Origin of the sequence: Spirillospora sp. NPDC047279 (assembly GCF_040643285.1) — a bacterium.
GTDB lineage: Bacteria > Actinomycetota > Actinomycetes > Streptosporangiales > Streptosporangiaceae > Spirillospora.
This window is the reverse complement of record NZ_JBEYUA010000007.1, coordinates 137,291-151,421: the sequence shown is the minus strand read 5'-3', so window position 1 is coordinate 151,421 and position 14,131 is coordinate 137,291. Positions and strand designations below refer to the sequence as shown.

Annotated in this window: 14 protein-coding genes; 2 read left to right on the top strand and 12 right to left on the bottom strand. The window is 72.3% G+C overall.

The window, feature by feature from the left end; genetic code table 11:
• Positions 1 to 101: 101 nt before the first annotated feature.
• The 12 genes from lgt to ABZ810_RS19415 form a co-directional block, all read right to left on the bottom strand.
• Positions 102 to 1,700 (bottom strand): prolipoprotein diacylglyceryl transferase, encoded by a 1,599-nt coding sequence (gene lgt / locus ABZ810_RS19470; protein WP_358404730.1) that lies wholly within the window; start codon positions 1,698 to 1,700, stop codon positions 102 to 104.
• Between the two features lie 48 nt (positions 1,701 to 1,748).
• A complete protein-coding gene (locus tag ABZ810_RS19465; protein ID WP_358404727.1) occupies positions 1,749 to 2,501 on the bottom strand; it encodes a thioredoxin domain-containing protein in 753 nt (250 codons plus the stop codon).
• 144 nt (positions 2,502 to 2,645) lie between these two features.
• A complete protein-coding gene (locus ABZ810_RS19460; RefSeq protein ID WP_358404724.1) occupies positions 2,646 to 3,425 on the bottom strand; it encodes a thioredoxin domain-containing protein in 780 nt (259 codons plus the stop codon).
• A 62-nt stretch (positions 3,426 to 3,487) separates the two neighbouring features.
• Positions 3,488 to 3,976 (bottom strand): vitamin K epoxide reductase family protein, encoded by a 489-nt coding sequence (locus ABZ810_RS19455; RefSeq protein WP_358404722.1) that lies wholly within the window; start codon positions 3,974 to 3,976, stop codon positions 3,488 to 3,490.
• A gap of 137 nt (positions 3,977 to 4,113) precedes the next feature.
• Entirely contained in the window at positions 4,114 to 4,926 is an 813-nt protein-coding gene (gene trpA / locus ABZ810_RS19450; protein WP_358404719.1) for a tryptophan synthase subunit alpha, read from the bottom strand.
• Entirely contained in the window at positions 4,923 to 6,173 is a 1,251-nt protein-coding gene (trpB, locus tag ABZ810_RS19445; protein WP_358404716.1) for a tryptophan synthase subunit beta, read from the bottom strand. The genes trpA and trpB overlap by 4 nt, the downstream gene beginning before the upstream one ends.
• A gap of 120 nt (positions 6,174 to 6,293) precedes the next feature.
• The gene (gene trpC / locus ABZ810_RS19440; RefSeq protein WP_358404714.1) at positions 6,294 to 7,100 is read right to left on the bottom strand and encodes an indole-3-glycerol phosphate synthase TrpC; all 807 of its coding nucleotides are present in this window, start codon (positions 7,098 to 7,100) and stop codon (positions 6,294 to 6,296) included.
• Between the two features lie 102 nt (positions 7,101 to 7,202).
• Entirely contained in the window at positions 7,203 to 7,619 is a 417-nt protein-coding gene (locus tag ABZ810_RS19435) for a DUF2752 domain-containing protein (RefSeq protein ID WP_358404713.1), read from the bottom strand.
• 19 nt (positions 7,620 to 7,638) lie between these two features.
• The gene (locus tag ABZ810_RS19430) at positions 7,639 to 8,304 is read right to left on the bottom strand and encodes a response regulator transcription factor (protein WP_358404710.1); all 666 of its coding nucleotides are present in this window, start codon (positions 8,302 to 8,304) and stop codon (positions 7,639 to 7,641) included.
• Positions 8,301 to 9,038 (bottom strand): Trp biosynthesis-associated membrane protein, encoded by a 738-nt coding sequence (locus tag ABZ810_RS19425; protein ID WP_358404709.1) that lies wholly within the window; start codon positions 9,036 to 9,038, stop codon positions 8,301 to 8,303. Before ABZ810_RS19425 ends, ABZ810_RS19430 begins: the two co-directional genes overlap by 4 nt.
• Positions 9,035 to 9,412 (bottom strand): phosphoribosyl-AMP cyclohydrolase, encoded by a 378-nt coding sequence (gene hisI / locus ABZ810_RS19420; RefSeq protein WP_358404707.1) that lies wholly within the window; start codon positions 9,410 to 9,412, stop codon positions 9,035 to 9,037. The genes ABZ810_RS19425 and hisI overlap by 4 nt, the downstream gene beginning before the upstream one ends.
• 91 nt (positions 9,413 to 9,503) lie before the next feature.
• Entirely contained in the window at positions 9,504 to 9,710 is a 207-nt protein-coding gene (locus ABZ810_RS19415) for a cold-shock protein (protein WP_018657218.1), read from the bottom strand.
• Between the two features lie 634 nt (positions 9,711 to 10,344).
• Here ABZ810_RS19415 and ABZ810_RS19410 point away from each other — a divergent pair.
• A complete protein-coding gene (locus tag ABZ810_RS19410; RefSeq protein ID WP_358405503.1) occupies positions 10,345 to 12,255 on the top strand; it encodes an ABC transporter ATP-binding protein in 1,911 nt (636 codons plus the stop codon).
• Positions 12,252 to 14,036, top strand: a complete 1,785-nt coding sequence (locus ABZ810_RS19405) for an ABC transporter ATP-binding protein (protein ID WP_358404703.1) — start codon at positions 12,252 to 12,254, stop codon at positions 14,034 to 14,036. The genes ABZ810_RS19410 and ABZ810_RS19405 overlap by 4 nt, the downstream gene beginning before the upstream one ends.
• Positions 14,037 to 14,131: the final 95 nt, after the last annotated feature.

Here is a 14,131-nt window from a genome sequence, read left to right as displayed (position 1 = left end):
TGAGCGACAGGTCAGCCTCAGAAGACGACCTCGCTCACGGCCACCCAGGCCATGACTCGGCTTTCAACCGACAAAACGCGACCACGGCTCTGCCGTGAGCCCTACTTCGCGTCCTTGACGGGCTCGTCCTCGCCCTTCTCGGCGGCGGGCTTCTTCGCCCCGTTCTCGTCGGAGGCCACGCCTTCGCCGGAGGGCTCGTCGGCCGTCCCGGGTGCGGGCGTCGGCTCGGTCGCAACCTCTGACTCCGGCGCGATCACCTCACCCTCCGAAGTCTCACCAGTCTCAGGCGCCGCATCAGCCTCAGACGTCCCGTCCGCCTCGCGCGTCCCATCCGCCACGGACACCGCGTCGGCATCAAGCGCGCCTTCAGCCCCGGATGTCCCGTCGGCCTCGCCCGTCTCATCGGCCGCAGACGCCGTGTCGGGCTTAGGCGTGCCTTCAGCCTCGGACGCCGTGTCGGCCTCGGACGTCGTGTCAGCCTCAGAGGTCGCTTCGGGCTCGGGTGTCGTGTCAGCAGCGGGGGGCTCGTCGGCGCCGGAGGTCTGGTCGGCCGCGGTCGGGGCGTCGGCTTCAAGCTTCGCCTCGGCCTCAGAGGTCGCCTCAGGCTCGGGCGTCCCGTCCGCGTCGCGCGTCTCGCCGATCCCAGAGGTTTCCTCGGTCTCCTGCGCCCCATCGGCCGCGAGCGGCGCTGCGTCGGCCTCGGGCGACTCGTCGGCGTCGGGGGCGGGCGTGACGGCAGGCTTGGAGGGTGCCTTGGGCTCGTTCGTCGCTTCGGGTGAGTCGTCGGCCTCGGAGGTCGGGTCGGGCTCGGGCTCTTCGGTGACGGCGTCGGGGGTGGGGGGTTCGGCTCCGGTGGCGACGACGTTTTCGGGGCCGGTCTTGTCGCGGGCCCAGTAGAGGTAGGCGACGGCGCCGGCGAAGACGATCAGGGAGGTCCAGTCGTTGAGGCGGAGGCCCAGGATGTGGTGGGCGTCGTCGATGCGCAGGGCCTCGATCCAGAAGCGGCCGACGGTGTAGGCGGCCACGTAGAGGGCGAAGGCGCGGCCGTGGGTGAGCTTGAAGCGCCTGTCGGCCCAGATGACCAGGATCGCGACGCCCACGCACCAGAGGGACTCGTACAGGAACGTGGGGTGGTAGGTGGCGATGTCGGCGTACTTGGGGTCGACGCTGCCGTCCGAGAGCTTGGGCCGGTTGCCGTAGTCGATCTTGAGGGCCCAGAAGGTGTCGAGGGGCTTGCCGTACAGCTCCTGGTTCCACCAGTTGCCCCAGCGGCCGATCGCCTGGGCCAGTGCGATCCCGGGCGCGATCGCGTCGCCCAGGGCCAGCACCGAGACGCCGTGGCGGCGGCAGCCGATGACCGCGCCGACCGCGCCCAGGACGACGGCGCCCCAGATGCCCAGGCCGCCCTCCCAGATCTTCAGGGCGTCGACGGGGTCGCGGCCGTCGCCGAAGTAGCGCTGGTAGTCGGTGATCACGTGGTAGAGCCGGCCGCCGACGAGGCCGAACGGCACCGCCCAGACCGCGACGTCGATGACGACGCCGGGAGTGCCCCCCTTGGCCGCCCAGCGGCGCTCGCCCAGCCACACGGCCACGACGATGCCGATGATGATCATCAGCGCGTAGGCGCGGATGGGGACGGGCCCGAGGTGCCAGACACCTTCGGAGGGGCTCGGGATGAACGCGACCGGCTGCATGAGCATGGACGTTACCGCCTCGGGACCACCTCCCGCGCCCTCCTCAGGACAAGATCAGGCGGCCGCCGCGATCGCCTTCTCGAGGCCCTCCGGAGTGAGCGCGTCGTCGCTGACCTTCGTGCCGTCGAGCATGAGCGTCGGGGTGGCCTGGACGCCCGCCTGGGCGGCCTTGGCGGTGGCCTGGTCGACCTGCGCGTTCTTCTCGCCGCCGGTCACGCACCCGGCGAAGGCCTCGCCGGTGATGCCGACCTCGCCGCCCCAGGTGACCAGGTCGTCGTTCTCGAAGCCGACCTGGCCCTCCTCGGGCTGCTCGGCGTACAGCCGGTCATGGAACTGGATCCACTTGTCGGCGGGCGCGCACAGGGCGGCGTTGGCGGCGCGCTGCGAGTTGGACTTCAGCGGCTCCTGCTGGAAGAGCCGGAACGGGCGGTAGACGACCTGCACCTTGCCCGCGGCGGCCTGCTCCTTCATGGTGGCGCCCAGGGTCTCTTCGAGGTTCTTGCAGGCGGGGCACTGGAAGTCCTCGTAGACCTCCAGGACGGGCTTGGTCACCCCGGCCTTGGCCATGGCCACCGAGCCGTCGGCGTTGCGGGTCGTCGGGGCCAGCGCGCCGGTGTAGTCCGAGCCGTCCTTGTCCCCGCCGCCGGAATTGGTCACCAGGACGACGGCGACCACCACGACCGCCACCGCGGCCAGGGCCCCGAGCACGATGAGGAGCAGCCGCTGCTGCTTCTGCCGGGCCGCCTGCTTGGCGCGCTCCTCGGCCAGCTTCTGCCGCGCCGAGCGTTCCCTGTCCGCCTTGCTCATCCGATCCCCCGCGTGAACGTGCCACTACCGAGGGCCGACAGTAGGGGCGGCGAGCCGTTCCGGCCGCCCGACGGGCCCGGGGAGGACAAGAAAACACCGAGCCGTGGCCCTATCCAGGGCCGCGGCTCGGTGCCTGGGAACGCCTTACTGGCCGGCCTTGCCCGCGTTGGCGACGGCCTGCTGAAGGCCGGAGGGGCTGCCGTACTCGTTGTTCTCCATCTTGCGCCCGTCGATGAAGAGGGTGGGCGTGCCGGTGACCTGGCGGTTCTGCAGGGCGTACGTGGTCATGGTGTCGACCTGCGGCTTCTTCTGCTGGTCGGTCACGCACTTCTCGAAGCCGGCGTCGGTGACCCCGACGTCCTTGCCCCAGTTGACCAGCTCCTTGTCGGCGAAGCCCTCGGAGCCCTCCTCGGGCTGGAACTCGAAGAGCGCGTCGTGGTACGAGAGCCACTTGTCGGCCGGGACGCAGAGCGCCGCCGCGGCGGAGCGCAGCGAGTTGGACTTGACCGGGTCCTGCGACTGGCCGAAGAGGTGGAACGGCCGGTAGACGACCTTCACCTTGCCCTCGGACGCCAGCTGCTTGACGGTCTCGCCGGTGCTCTCCTCGAACGACTTGCAGGCCGGGCACTGGAAGTCCTCGAAGACCTCCAGGACGGGCTTGGTGACGCCCGCCTTGGCCATCGTGATCGACCCGTCGGCCTCGCGGGTGAGCGGGGCCTGCGGGCCGGTGTAGGCGGTGGCCTTCTGGTCGCTCTTGCCCTTCTGGTCGAGAACGATCACCGTGACGACCACGACCGCAGCGATGGCGACCACCGCGCCGAGGACGATCGTGAGCAGCTTGCGCTGCTTGTCACGCGCCGCCTGCCGCTTGCGCTCAGCGGCGAGCTTCTCCCGTGCGGACCGCTCGCGTGCGGCCTTGCTCATGGTGGTCTCCTTCGGAGGGCCGCGCGACGGGGGCCGCGCGGAGGTGGCGGTCGGTGCCGGGTCTAGTCGACCTCGCCGATCCGCCGGAACTCATCGAACAGGACAAGGGCGAAAAGCAGGATAGTGATGACGTGGACGCCGGTGCACCACAGGCAGATCTTGTGCAGCAGGGCCAGCTCGACCGTCACCAGGTAGACCACGAAGATGAGCCCGATCCCGGTGGCGGCGAGCCGGCCCCAGCGGAACACCGGGTTGTCCGACCGCAGCGCGAACGGCAGGATCAGCACCGCGAAGGTCACGAAGAAGCCGAGCCCGAGCAGCGGCAGCGGGATGCCGAGCAGGTCGGAGTACTTGCTGGTGGTGACGGCGTGGCAGTCGACCTTGCCGCTGGCCGAGCAGACCAGTGCCTTCTCGTCGTAGTGGCTGATCGTCAGGTAGACCGAGATCCCGAGCCCGGCGAGCGTGAGCGCCCACGCCGAGATCATGAACCACAGCGGGCGGGCGGGCGTCCTCGCCGCGTCCGCGTCCCGCGTCCCGACCTGCTGAGCCATCGTGTTCCTTCCGCTCCGGCGCCTGCCGAACAGCCCTCAGCCCGGGCCGGCGCAGACCGCCGCTCCCGGGCTGAGGAACACCTTAGGGGACCGCGCGTAAGCTCGCCGTAGGAAACGGCGCGGGTCCGCTCGGCCTGTCAGCCGCCCTTGCGGACGCCTTCGGCCAGTTCGGCGGCCAGCGCGCGCACGCCGGCCAGGCCCGCGGCCGGGTCCGGGGCGTCCAGGAGCCGGCGGATGAACGCCGAGCCGACGATGACGCCGTCGGCGAATCCCGCGACCTCGGCCGCCTGCGCGCCGTTGCCGACGCCGAGGCCGAGGCCGACCGGCAGGGAGAGGCCCCGCCGCTCGATGGTCTCGCGAGTGCGCCGGACGAGCCGGGGCGCGCCGGTGTCGACGGCCGTGCGGGCGCCGGTGACGCCCATCAGCGAGGCGGCGTAGACGAAGCCGCGGCAGGCCTGGGTGATCTTTTCGATGCGCTCGTCGGTGGAGCTGAGCGCGACCAGGAAGACCTTGTCGAGGTCGTGCGCGTCGGCCGCCTCGAGCCAGGGGCCGGCCTCTTCGGGCGTGAGGTCGGGCGTGATCAGGCCGGCGCCGCCCGCCGACTTCAGGTCGCGGGCGAACGCCTCGACGCCGTAGTGGTCGACCGGGTTCCAGTAGGTCATCACGAGAGTGGGCACGCCGGTGGCGGCGACGGCCTCGACCGTGCGGAACACGTCGGCGACCTTGATGCCGCCGACCAGCGCCTGGTGGACGGCGTCCTGGATGGTCGGCCCGTCCATCATCGGGTCGGTGTAGGGCAGCCCGATCTCGATGACGTCGCAGCCCGCCTCGACCATGGCCTTGAGGGCGTCGATCGAGCCCTCGAACGAGGGGAACCCGGCGGGCAGGTAGCCGACGAGCGCGGCGCGCCCCTCGGCCTTGGCCTTGTCGTAGGCGACCTGGGCGCTCACTTGGCCTCCTCACCTTCGGGCATGAGGCCGAAGAAGCCGGCCGCGGTGTGCATGTCCTTGTCGCCGCGGCCCGACAGGCAGACCACGATGACCGGCTGACGGCCGAGCGTCCGCTCCAGCTCGGGGCCGACCTTGAGCGCGCCGGCGAGCGCGTGCGCCGACTCGATCGCCGGGATGATGCCCTCGGTGCGGCAGAGCAGGGAGAACGCGTCCATCGCCTCGGCGTCGGTGATCTCACGGTACTCGGCCCGGCCGCTGTCGTGCAGCCAGGAGTGCTCGGGGCCGACGCCCGGATAGTCGAGCCCGGCGGAGATCGAGTGGGTCTCCAGCGTCTGGCCGTCGTCGTCCTGGAGCAGGTAGGTGCGCATGCCGTGGATGACGCCGAGCGAGCCGCCGACCAGCGTCGCGGCGTGCTTGCCGGTCTTGACGCCGTCGCCGCCCGCCTCGAAGCCGTACAGCCGGACGCCCTCGTCGGGGATGAACGCGTGGAAGGCGCCGATGGCGTTGGAGCCGCCGCCGACGCAGGCGATCACGGCGTCCGGCAGCGCGCCGGTCAGCTCGATGACCTGCTCGCGCGCCTCGACGCCGATGATCCGCTGGAAGTCGCGGACCATCATCGGGAACGGGTGCGGGCCCATGACCGAGCCGATGCAGTAGTGGGTGTGGTCGACGGAGGCGACCCAGTCGCGGAACGCCTCGTTGCAGGCGTCCTTGAGCGTGCGGCTGCCGGTCTTGACCGGGATCACCTCGGCGCCGAGCATCCGCATCCGCGCCACGTTGAGCGCCTGCCGCTCGGTGTCGACCTCGCCCATGTAGACGGTGCACTCCAGGCCGAGCAGGGCGGCGGCGGTGGCGGTGGCCACGCCGTGCTGGCCGGCGCCGGTCTCGGCGATGACCCGCTTCTTGCCCATGCGCCTGGTGAGGAGCGCCTGGCCCAGCACGTTGTTGATCTTGTGCGAGCCGGTGTGGTTGAGGTCCTCGCGCTTGAGGAGGATCCGCGCGCCGCCCGCCTCGGCGCCGAAGCGCCTGGCCTCGGTGATCAGGCTGGGGCGCCCGGCGTAGTTGTTGAGGAGGTCGTCGAGCTCGGCGACGAACTCCGGGTCGGCCTTGGCCGCCTGGAACTCGCGGTCGAGCTCGTCGAGCGCGGCCATGAGGGCCTCGGGCGCGAACCGCCCGCCGAAGACCCCGAAGTGGCCGGTCGCATCGGGCACGGGTGATTCAGCGCCGCGCACGGCGTCGATGGTCATCTGAAATCTCGTCCTGTCGTACGTCGAGAAGGGCTTATCTGCTTCTAGTGAGATGTCAGATAAGCGCGCCATCGTTCGTGCAGCGGCTCCATGCGCATGACCGTAACCTACCGGATCCGCTCAGCCACCCTGACGAAGGGCGGGGTGCGCGCCGGCCGCGACGAGGTCGGCGACGGCCGAACGCGGGTCCTTGCCGGTCACCAGGCTCTCCCCCACCAGCACGGCGTCGGCGCCGGACGAGGCGTAGGCCAGCAGGTCGTGCGGGCCGCGCACGCCGGACTCGGCGATCTTGACGATGTCCTTGGGGATGAGCGGCGCGAGCCGGGAGAAGGTGTCCCGGTCGACCTTGAGGGTCTTGAGGTCGCGGGCGTTGATCCCGATGACCTTGGCGCCCGCGTCGACCGCGCGGGTCACCTCCTCCTCGGTGTGCACCTCGACCAGCGGCAGCAGCCCGATCGACCCGGCCCGCTCGACCAGGGACACCAGGGCGTCCTGCTCCAGCGCGGCGACGATCAGCAGGGCGACGTCGGCGCCGTACGCGCGCGCCTCCCACAGCTGGTAGGAGGTGACGATGAAGTCCTTGCGGAGAACGGAGATGTCGACGTTCTCGCGGACGGCGGCCAGGTCGTCGAGGCTGCCGCCGAACCGGCGCCGCTCGGTCAGGACACTGATCACCTTGGCGCCGCCGGCCTCGTAGTCGCGGGCCAGCGCCGCCGGGTCGGCGATCGCGGCCAGCGCGCCCTTGGACGGGCTGCTGCGCTTGACCTCGGCGATCACCCCGACACCGGGCCCGCGGAGCGCCGCGTACGCGTCGCGCGGCGCGGGCGCCTGGTCGGCCTTCGCCTTGAGGTCGTCGAGCGACACCTCTCGCTGCCGTTCGGCGAGATCGGCCCGGACGCCATCGATGATCTCGTCGAGAACACTCACGCGCTGGGCCCCCTGTTTCCGGTCGATCCGTGCACCGATCGTAGCCGGAGGCGGGCGGCGCCCACGAACCCGGCCCCGCCCGGGGGACGCCCGCGACACCCCCTACGGGGCCAGGAAGTGCGCGAAGGGCAGGTTGCGGACCACCCAGTACGCCACGAGGACCACCATGAACCCGACCACGACCGGTGGCCGGAAGAGGACGGACCGCATCGGCTCGCCCCGCGCGGTGGCCACCGTCCACCTGACCCACAGGTAGCCGAACACCGGCAGCAGCAGGAAGAGCAGCGGGTTGAGGCCGAACGCGGCGCCGACGTCGCCGTGCGCGAGCGAGTTGACCATGCGCATCGCGCCGCAGCCCGGGCAGTAGGTGCCCGTCAGGGCGAAGAGCGGGCAGCTCGGGTAGTTGCCCGCCTCGTGCGGGTCGCGCACGGCGACCAGCGCCACGCCCGCCGCGGCCGCGGCCAGGACGCCGAGCGGGGCGCGCAGCGAGCCCCGTGCCCGGGCGTTCACTCGGGTCATGCCACCAGGGTAGGCCTGGTCAGGCGTCCAGCACGTAACCGACGCCCCGTACGGTCCTGATCGGGCTCTCCTCGCCGAGCTTGGCGCGGAGCTGGGCGATGTGCACGTCGACGGTGCGGTTGCCCGCGCCCGCGCCCGGCCCCCACGCCGCGTCCAGCAGCTGCTCGCGGGTGAAGACCCGGCCGGGGTTGCCCATCAGGAACTCCAGCAGGTCGAACTCGGTCACCGTGAGCGCGACGCCCCGTTCGCCGACGGCCACCGCCCGCCCGTGCGGGTCGAGCATCACCGGCCCGGCGTGCAGGACCCCGGGCGCCTCGGGCGTCTCGCCGCGGCGCAGTGCCTCGGCGACCGCGCCGACCAGCAGGCGGGGGCCGAACGGGCGGGTGACGCGATGCTCGCCCAGGCCGGGCCCGGCCGCCTGGTCGAGCGGGCCGGTCACCGCGATCACCGGTGCCGGGCGCACCGCCTCGGCCACCCGCCGGTAGAGCTCGGCGGGGCGGGCGGCGGTGGACACGTCGAGCACGACCACATCCGGCCGCATCAGGGCGGCGGCGGCCGGGGCGCGCGCCGGGTCGGTCTCGACCTCGACCTCGAAGCCCTCCCGGACCAGGTAGCGGCGTTCCAGCTCGGCGACGGCGGGTTCGTGCTCGACGATCAGGACGCGCCCGCCGCCCTCGGTGGTCACGGCCGCCGCTCTTCGGCGGTGTCCGCGGCGGTGTCGGCGGTGTCGGCGGTGGCTTCGGCGGTGTCGCCGGTGGCTTCGGCGGTGTCGTCGGTGGCTTCGGCGGTGTCCGCGGTGGGGTCCTCGCCGCGGTCCAGGGACTTCCACAGGTCGGCCGCGTCGGCCGGTGCGGCGGTGCCCTTCTCATCGGACGCACCGGATCCGGCGCGGCGCGGCGCCGCGGCGGCGGCCCCGGACCCGGGGGCGCCGCTCCCGCGTTCGTAGCGCGCTGACATGCCGGGCCAGCGGGCGCCGCGCAGCAGCGTGATCACGCCGGCCGCGGCGAGCAGCACGGCGCCGGCGACCGACACCGTCCACCACGCGCTCACGTCCACGGCGGGGTCGGCGGTGAGGGCGAGCAGCGCCCGCTTGTCGCCGGCCGCGTCGATCACGTGCGACCGGCCGACGGCGGTGACGGAGGCGTAGCCGATGCCGGCGCCGAAGAGCACCAGCAGCAGCCCGACCCCGGCGCGGACCCTGCCGCCGGTGGCGAACAGCGCGGCCAGGCCGGCGAGCCCGGCCCAGCCGAGCGCGCTCGCCGCTCCGGTCAGGTCGCGTCCGGTCAGCTCCTGGACGAACGGGGTGACGGCGTCGCCGGGACGCACCGCCGCCCACGTCCGGCCGGCGGCGAGCAGCACGAGCCCGGCACCGGCCGCGCACAGCAGCGCGGCCAGCCCTCGCTCACGCCCGGCCGTCATGCGCCGGGACGCTCCCCGATCACGGCGTCGAGCACGTCGGTGTCGAAGCAGGTGCGGTCACCGGTGTGGCAGGCGGCGCCGACCTGGTCGACCTTCACCAGGATGACGTCCTTGTCGCAGTCGAGCGCGACCGACTTGACCCACTGCTGGTGGCCGGAGCTCTCGCCCTTCACCCAGTATTCGCCGCGGCTGCGCGACCAGTAGGTGGCGCGGCCGGTGGTGAGCGTGCGGTGCAGGGCCTCGTCGTCCATCCACGCCAGCATGAGCACCTCACCGGTGTCGTACTGCTGGGCGATGGCCGGGACGAGTCCGTCCTCGGTGCGCTTGAGACGGTCTGCGATCTTGGGGTCCAGATTGGACGGGCGAGCGGACATGGGATCCATTGTGCCGCCTGCGAAGACCCCGGACACAACGAGGCCCGCATCCCGGAGCGGGATGCGGGCCCTGCCGTACGTCTAACAGGTGTTACAGGGGGACGACCTGGTCGGCCTGCGGGCCCCGGTTACCCTGAGTCACCTCGAACTGGACGCGCTGGTTCTCGTCGAGGGTGCGGTACCCGGAGGACTGGATCGCCGAGTAGTGCACGAAAACGTCCGGCCCTCCGCCGTCGACGGCGATGAAGCCGAAGCCCTTTTCGGCATTGAACCACTTTACGGTGCCCTGCTGGGGCATGTCTTTCTCCTTGCGGCAAAACATGGGCCCACACCTCGCGGGCCCAGCGCGGTCACTGCGGAACGCTCTCGCCCCCGGCTCGTCCCGGAAAAGCCAAAACGCCCGCTGCCATCAGTCCGCGGGCGTCCGTACAAACGATCGAGAACCACGACTGCAACCGACGACCCCACCGTATCACCGGTTCCGCGTAAAGCGGAGGAGCTCCAACCACCGCGATTCACCTCATCGTGAACGACCGCGTTACCGACCCGTTAAAGGCTCCAACTTGTCTCGGCCAGGGTCTTGACAACCTTGCACAGGGACGGTGAGGGCGCGGTAGAGAACCCCCGCGCGCCCCTGCCCCGCCGGGGCTGCCGCACCCCCGCCCCGTCCGCTTCCCGGCGTCGCGAGGAGACCGCGCACACACTTGTCGACGCAAATTCTTTGGTACAAAACGGCTAATTCTTGACTTAGTGTGCACACTTCCGGAAGACCCCGTCATGCCGACGCACGGTAAGCGTCGCGCCGCTCGCCCGGGAATAAGTGACGGACGCGGATGGTAGGGATGTGCAGGCCCAGATCCCCCACCGCCCGGAGTCGCACCGTGCCAGCAGCACCGCCCCCACGTGTCAGCCGTCACATCCTGCGCGACGGGATGCGGGTGCTGGGGGTCGCGATCCGCGCCGAGCCGCGGGTGTTCACCGTCTCGGTGCTCGCGAGCGCCCTCTACGCGCTGATGACCGTGGCCACGGCCCGGGTGCTGGGCTGGGTGACCGAGGAGGTCATGCTGCCGGCGTTCCGCTCCGGCGACACCACGGCCGGCGCGCTGGCGGCGGCGGCCGGCGCGATCATCGGGGTGGCGCTCTTCAAGGCGCTCGGCGTCGCGGGACGGCGCTTCTACGCGGGCCTGATGCAGTACCGCATGCAGGCCCGTTACCGGCGGGCCGTGACCAGGCAGTACCTCCGGCTGCCGCTCGCCTGGCACCACCGGCACCCGACCGGCCAGCTGTTGTCCAACGCCAACGCCGACGTGGAGGCGGCGTGGGCGCCGATCGCGCCGCTGCCGATGGCGGTCGGCGTGGTGTTCATGCTGATCATCGCGGCGGTGTCGATCCTGGTCACCGATCTGATGGTGGCGATCGTCGGCTTCCTGGTCTTCCCGGCGATCGCCCTGCTGAACGTGCTCTACCAGCGGCGGCTGGCCCCGATCGCCACCCGGGCGCAGCAGCTGCGGGCCGAGGTCAGCGAGGTCGCGCACGAGAGCTTCGAGGGCGGCCTGGTGGTCAAGACCCTCGGCCGCGAGCACACCGAGACCGAGCGGTTCGCCGAGCGCGCGAACGCGCTGCGGGACGCCAACGTGGCGGTCGGCCGGATCCGCGGCCTGTTCGACCCGATCCTGGAGGCGCTGCCCAACCTGGGCGTGCTCGCCGTCCTGCTGGTCGGCACGGTCCGGCTGCAGGCCGGGGCCATGACGGCCGGCGACCTGGTCAACGTGGCCTACCTGTTCACGCTGCTCGCGTTCCCGATCCGGGCGCTGGGCTGGGTGCTCGCCGAGGTGCCGCGCAGCGTCGTCGGCTGGGAGCGCGTCCGGTCGGTGCTCGACGCGAGCGGCTCCCTCCCTTACGGCGCCGGCGGCCTGGCCGGTGGCGGCGCCGCCACCCTGGAGGTCCGCGAGATCCGCTTCGCCTACGAGACGGCGGCCGACGAGGACCTAGGCGTGCCCGCGGAGGCCGAAGGGCCCGGGAAGGCCGGTGTGCCGGGCCAGACCGGTGAGCCCGGCGCGGGCGGCGAGGTGCGGCACATCCTGCACGACGTCTCGTTCGCGGCCGAGCCCGGCCGCACGGTCGCCGTGGTCGGTCCCACCGGGTCCGGCAAGTCCACGCTCACCTCGCTGCTCGTCCGGCTGGTCGACCCCGCCGACGGGGCGGTCCTCCTCGACGGCATGGACCTGCGCGACGTGCGCCAGGGCGGGGTGGCCGCGACGGCCGCGCTCGTCCCGCAGCAGACGTTCCTGTTCGACGACACCGTGCGCGGCAACGTGACGCTCGGGCTCGACGTGCCGGACGAGCGCGTCTGGGAGGCGCTGCGCCTGGCGCAGGCCGACGGGTTCGTGGCGGCGCTGGCCGACGGCCTCGACACCAAGGTCGGCGAACGCGGCGCCACGCTGTCGGGCGGGCAGCGGCAGCGGCTCGCCCTGGCGCGGGCGCTGGTGCGGCGGCCCCGGCTGCTCGTGCTCGACGACGCCACCTCCAGCGTCGACCCGCAGGTCGAGGCGCGCATCCTGCAGGGGCTGCGCGAGGCGCAGGAGGCCGAGGACGGCCGGGGCGCGACCGTCGTCGTGGTCGCCTACCGCAAGGCCACCATCGCGCTCGCCGACGAGGTCGTCTACATCGAGCACGGCCGCGTCCTCGACCGCGGCGCCCACCTCGAACTGATCGAACGGTCGGAGGGCTACCGCAACCTGGTCAACGCCTACGAACGGGCCGAGGCCGAGCAGGACGCCATCGACGACGGCGACGACACCGGTGACGAGACGGTCTCCGGCGGCAGGGAGGCCCTGGCATGACGGCGTTGAACGAGGTCGCCGCACGGGAGGGCGCGGTCAGCACGCTCAAACGCGGGCTGCGGCTGAGCCCGGAGTTCCGCGCGGGGCTCGGCGGGACGCTGGCGCTCGCGCTGGTCGCGACGGCGGGCCGCGTCGTCGTGCCGATCGCGGTGCAGCAGACGATCGACAAGGGCCTGGGCGGCGCGGGCGGGCAGCCGGACGTCGGCTTCGTGCGCACCGCCGTCCTGCTGTGCGCGGTGGCCGTGCTGCTCACCGCGGTCAGCGCGTACGCGATGAACGTGCGGCTCTACCGGACCACCGAGACCGGGCTGGCCTCCCTCCGGGTCAAGGCCTTCCGGCACGTGCACGACCTGTCGATGCTCACCCAGAGCACCGAGCGGCGCGGCGCCCTGGTCTCGCGGGTGACCGGCGACGTCGACCAGATCAGCCAGTTCATGCAGTGGGGCGGGCTGATCATCATCATCTCGGTGGGCCAGCTGCTGGTGGCCAGCGTGCTGATGGCGGTCTACTCGTGGCCGCTGGCGCTGCTGGTCTGGGTGTCGTTCGTGCCGCTGGCCTTCGCGCTGCGCCGGTTCCAGCGGTTGATCGCCGGTGCCTACACGCGGGTCCGCGAGCGCATGGGCGACCTGCTGGCCGCCGTCAGCGAGTCCGTGGTCGGCGCGTCGGTGATCCGCGCGTACGGCTCGGAGGAGCGCACCGGCGGCAAGGTCGAGGAGACGGTCGACGCGGCGCGGAAGGCGCAGACCCGGGCCCAGGGCCTGGTCGCGCTCACCTTCCCCACCAGCGAGCTGGTCGCCGCCACGGCGACCGCCGGGGTCGTGGTCGCCGGCGTGCTGCTCGGCATCGGCGGGCACCTGACCGCGGGCGAGCTGATCGCGTTCCTCTTCCTGGTGACGTTGTTCGTGAGCCCGATGCAGGCCGCCACCGAGACCCTCAACGAGGCGCAGAACGCCATCGCCGGCTGGCGCCGGGTGCTCGGCGTCCTGGACACCGTCCCGGACGTCGCCGACCCGGGCGAGGACGGCGCCGTCCTGCCGCGCGGCCCGATCCAGGTGTCGTTCGACGGCGTCGGGTTCGCCTACCCCGGCGGGCCGCCCGTGCTGCACGACGTCGACGTGGTCATCCAGCCGCGCAGCCGGGTCGCGATCGTGGGTGAGACGGGGTCGGGCAAGACCACGTTCGCCAAGCTGCTGACCCGGCTCATGGACCCCACGGCCGGCCAGGTGCGGGTGGACGGGGTGCCGCTCGGCGAGGTGCGGTTCTCCTCGCTGCGGGAGCGGATCGTGATGGTCCCGCAGGACGGGTTCCTGTTCGACGCCTCGCTCGCCGACAACGTCCGCTACGGCAGGGAGGACGCGACCGACGAGGACCTGGTGCTCGCCCTGACCGAGCTGGGGCTGGCCGACTGGCTGGAGGGCCTGCCGCGCGGCCTGGCCACCCCGGTGGGCCAGCGCGGCGAGTCGTTGTCGGCCGGTGAACGCCAGCTGGTCGCGCTGGCGCGCGCCTACGTCGCCGACCCCGACCTGCTGGTGCTGGACGAGGCGACGTCGGCCGTCGACCCGGCGACCGAGGTGCGCCTCCAGCGTGCCCTGGACGGCGTGACCCGCGGCCGGACCGCCATCTCCATCGCGCACCGGCTGTCCACGGCCGAGGCGGCCGACGAGGTGATCGTGTTCGACGCCGGCCGGATCGTCCAGCGCGGCCCGCACGACCGGCTGGTGGCCGAGCCGGGCGTGTACGCCGATCTGCACTCCAGCTGGATCGCGCAGCGCCGGTTGTGAGCCGGTTGTGAGCCGGTTGTGAGCCGGCCCGCATTCCGCGGAGCGGGCCCCTCATCTTCGGACACGGAGACAGCCCTCATCACCCCGGATTCGGG

Excerpts from the sequence above, each read along its gene's own strand:
- lgt (WP_358404730.1), bottom strand. The coding sequence starts at position 1,700 with ATGCTCATGCAGCCGGTCGCGTTCATCCCGAGCCCCTCCGAAGGTGTC.
- ABZ810_RS19465 (WP_358404727.1), bottom strand. The coding sequence starts at position 2,501 with ATGAGCAAGGCGGACAGGGAACGCTCGGCGCGGCAGAAGCTGGCCGAG.
- ABZ810_RS19460 (WP_358404724.1), bottom strand. The coding sequence starts at position 3,425 with ATGAGCAAGGCCGCACGCGAGCGGTCCGCACGGGAGAAGCTCGCCGCT.
- ABZ810_RS19455 (WP_358404722.1), bottom strand. The coding sequence starts at position 3,976 with ATGGCTCAGCAGGTCGGGACGCGGGACGCGGACGCGGCGAGGACGCCC.
- trpB (WP_358404716.1), bottom strand. The coding sequence starts at position 6,173 with ATGACCATCGACGCCGTGCGCGGCGCTGAATCACCCGTGCCCGATGCG.
- ABZ810_RS19435 (WP_358404713.1), bottom strand. The coding sequence starts at position 7,619 with ATGACCCGAGTGAACGCCCGGGCACGGGGCTCGCTGCGCGCCCCGCTC.
- ABZ810_RS19425 (WP_358404709.1), bottom strand. The coding sequence starts at position 9,038 with ATGACGGCCGGGCGTGAGCGAGGGCTGGCCGCGCTGCTGTGCGCGGCC.
- hisI (WP_358404707.1), bottom strand. The coding sequence starts at position 9,412 with ATGTCCGCTCGCCCGTCCAATCTGGACCCCAAGATCGCAGACCGTCTC.
- ABZ810_RS19415 (WP_018657218.1), bottom strand. The coding sequence starts at position 9,710 with ATGCCCCAGCAGGGCACCGTAAAGTGGTTCAATGCCGAAAAGGGCTTC.
- ABZ810_RS19410 (WP_358405503.1), top strand. The coding sequence starts at position 10,345 with ATGCGGGTGCTGGGGGTCGCGATCCGCGCCGAGCCGCGGGTGTTCACC.
- ABZ810_RS19405 (WP_358404703.1), top strand. The coding sequence starts at position 12,252 with ATGACGGCGTTGAACGAGGTCGCCGCACGGGAGGGCGCGGTCAGCACG.